This window comes from Rhodoplanes roseus (assembly GCF_003258865.1).
In the GTDB taxonomy this organism is placed as follows: Bacteria; Pseudomonadota; Alphaproteobacteria; order Rhizobiales; family Xanthobacteraceae; genus Rhodoplanes; species Rhodoplanes roseus.
Genome location: NZ_NPEX01000456.1, coordinates 1 through 3,124, shown reverse-complemented (window position 1 = coordinate 3,124; position 3,124 = coordinate 1). Strand labels below are relative to the sequence as shown.

Below are 3,124 nucleotides of genomic sequence, written 5' to 3'. Positions count from 1 at the left end.
CGGCGTCGGCATCGTGATCGCCGAGGACGCGATCCCGGTGAAGCCGCAGGTCGCCGCCGCCTGCGAGCTGCTGGGGCGCCCGACGAGATGCCGGCCGGGATGCCCTCGTAGCGGGCGAGCGCCCGGGCGGTCTCGAAGGCGGCCTGGTTGCCCACCGTGACCACCTCGTCGATCAGGGCGCGGTCGAGCACGTCCGGCACGAAGCCGGCGCCGATGCCCTGGATCTTGTGCGGGCCCGGCTTGCCGCCGGACAGCACCGGGCTGTCCTCCGGCTCCACCGCGATGATCTTCAGCGACGGCTTGCGCGGCTTGAGCACCGAGGCGACGCCCGTGATGGTTCCACCGGTGCCGACGCCCGACACGAAGGCGTCGATGCCGCCGTCGGTGTCGTTCCAGATCTCCTCGGCCGTGGTCTTGCGGTGGATCTCGGGATTGGCCGGATTCTTGAACTGCTGCGGGATGATGGCGTTCGGCGTCTCGTTCGCCAGCTCGGTCGCCTTGGCGACGGCGCCGCTCATGCCCTGGGCGGCCGGGGTGAGCACCAGCTCGGCGCCGAGCAGCGCCAGCATCTTGCGGCGCTCGACCGACATCGACTCGGGCATCACCAGGATCAGCCGGTAGCCGCGGGCCGCCGCCACGAAGGCCAGCGCGATGCCGGTGTTGCCGGAGGTCGGCTCGATCAGCACCGAGTCCGGCCCGAGCCGGCCTTCGGCCTCGAGCGCGTCGATCATGGCGACGCCGATGCGATCCTTCACGCTCGAGATCGGATTGAAGAACTCGAGCTTCGCCAGGACATTGGCCTTGATGCCCTGGAGCTGCGGCAGGCGATTGAGGCGGACCAGCGGGGTGTCCCCGATGGTGTCGGTGATCGACTCGAACACGCGTCCGCGGCCCGCGCTCCGGACCTGCGAAGGCGGCACCGATTTCAGCGCGGCTTCGGCCATGGCATTTCTCCACTGGGGATTTCGGGCCTGCGGCCCGTCGATCTCGCTGCCCTGATTAAAAGATCCATCTCCCGGCGGCAATATCGCGGCGCCAAAACGAAAAATTCTCCTCGTCCCGATCGGCGGGGAGGCATTTCGATCTCGCCGGGCCTGCGTCGAAAGACGATCTTCGCGCTCCCTCACAACGCCCGTCGGGGCCTTGCGATCCGTCGCGGGGGGCGGCCGCGGCGGCCCTACTCGACGACGATCTTGACGCGGTCGCCCGGTTTCGGTGCGTCGGTCGGCCCGAGGCCGTTGAGGACGCGGAAGCGCTCGACCTGGCGGTCGATCAGGGCCATGCGGCCGGCGAGCTTCTCCACCGTGTCGCCGGCCCGCACCGTGACGATGCGCAGCCGCAGCGGCTTGGCGTTCCGCGCCTCGGCGAGCGACAGGCGGCGGATCGAGCCGGCCGACTCGCGGAAGGCGCGGTCGATCTCGGCCGTCCGGGTCTTGGTGGCGAAGACGAAGCGGTAGACCTCGGCGCCGTTCTTCACCACCACGATGCGGAACCACCACGGATCGCCCTTGGCCGTCGCCGTCACGGCCGGGAAGCCGCCCGCCGTGGTCTCCTCCACCGAGCCGGGCTCGATGTTCTCGATCCAGCCGGCGTTGAGATAATTCGTGAGGCTCTGGTCGGCCGGCGGCCGGACGATGTCGAGCCGCAGCGCCTGGTCGCCGCCGTCGCGGCTGCCGAGCACGGCCTGGGCCGTGTTCTCCAGCGTGAATCCCTCCGGCGCCGTGAAGGCGAAGCCGAGCTTGGGATGCAGGAACCGGCGGCCGCGCACGAACCCCTCGATCGGGTCCTCGCCGTAGACGAGGCCGTCGATGGCAGCCAGGAACTCGGCCCGGTCACGCTCGCCGGCGGCGTGCTGGCGGGCATTGGCGAGCGCGTTCTCGATCCGCTCCGGGGTCGCCGGATGCGACGAGAGGAAGTCGAGCGAGCGCGGATCCGTGCCGCTCGCCGAGCGCAGGCCGGCGAAGCGGCCCATGGCGGTGAGAATGCGCGGGGCGCCGTGCGGGTCGTAGCCGGAGCGCGCCGCGATGCCGACGCCGATCCCGTCCGCCTCGAACTCCTGGGCGCGTGAGAAGCTGGCCAGCGCCAGCTTGGTCTTGGCGAGCGCCAGCGCCCCGGTGGTGTCGGTCGGGTCGGCCGTCGCGGCGGTCGCCATGGCGACGCGGCGCGCCTGGTCCTCGCGGATCGCCGCGTGGCGGGCCAGCACATGGGCCATCTCGTGGGCCAGCACCGAGGCGAGCTCGGAGCCGTCCCCGGCCAGCCCGATCAGGCCGCGGGTGACGTAGAGCTCGCCGGTCGGCAGCGCGAAGGCGTTGATGGCCGGCGAGTTGAGGATCGTCACCTTGTAGCGCAGGTCGGGCCGCTCCGAGGCGGCGACCAGCCGGTCGACCATGCCGGCGATCATCCCCTCGAGCCGCGCGTCGTGATAGGCGCCGCCATAGGAGGCGAGGATGCGGCGGTGCTCGCGCTGCGCCGGGGTGAGGACCTCGGTCGCGCTCCGCCGCGGCTCCGGCAGGCTCCCGGTCTGGTCGAGCGTCGTGATCCAGGACGAGCAGCCGGGGAGCGCGAGTACGAGCAAGCCGAGTGCGGCGAGCCGCGCCTTGGCGCCCCGCCACCCGAATCGTCCGCCGTCTCGGTCCGCGACCGGCCCCACCGACACCATCCCTGCAGCCGCCCGCCTCGCGGTCAGCGCCCTTCGATCGCGAGCTGCTCGGCCCGCAGGATCTCGATCCGCGGCCCGCCCCGTTGCTCGACGATCCCCCGCACCTCGACCCGTCGGCCGGCGAGCCGCCCGGGATCGACCCCGGCCGCCTGGAGCGTCCGCTCGATCCTCTTGGGGATCGTGGCCGAGAACGTCTCCGACCAGCGACGGCCGAAATTCACGTAGATCGTGCCGCCGCTCTCCCGGACCGATTCGACGCGCCCGACGACCACGGCGAAACGTCCGTGTTGCACGAGGATTTCGGCCGGCCGGTCGGCCGCCCGGGCAGCATAGACGGGGTCCTGCCACAGGCCAAGATTGGCCTTGCGGGCCTCCCGCTCGGCCGCCCGCAGGGCGGGCAGGCACGACGCGTCCTCGATCCGGGCCGCCACCCGGGCGTGGCCGCCGGCCAGAAGCTCGCGCTGG

General features: G+C 72.0%; 2 protein-coding genes and 1 pseudogene. All 3 read right to left on the bottom strand.

Going from position 1 to position 3,124, the window contains the following annotated elements:
- A partial coding sequence (gene cysK, locus CH341_RS30000) for a cysteine synthase A (RefSeq protein ID WP_111423113.1) occupies positions 1-944 on the bottom strand: 944 nt, incomplete at its 3' end.
- Between the two features lie 233 nt (positions 945-1,177).
- A complete protein-coding gene (locus CH341_RS29995) occupies positions 1,178-2,650 on the bottom strand; it encodes a M48 family metalloprotease (protein ID WP_245431321.1) in 1,473 nt (490 codons plus the stop codon).
- 32 nt (positions 2,651-2,682) lie between these two features.
- Positions 2,683-3,124: pseudogene (locus tag CH341_RS29990) on the bottom strand (thermonuclease family protein); the annotation flags it as partial.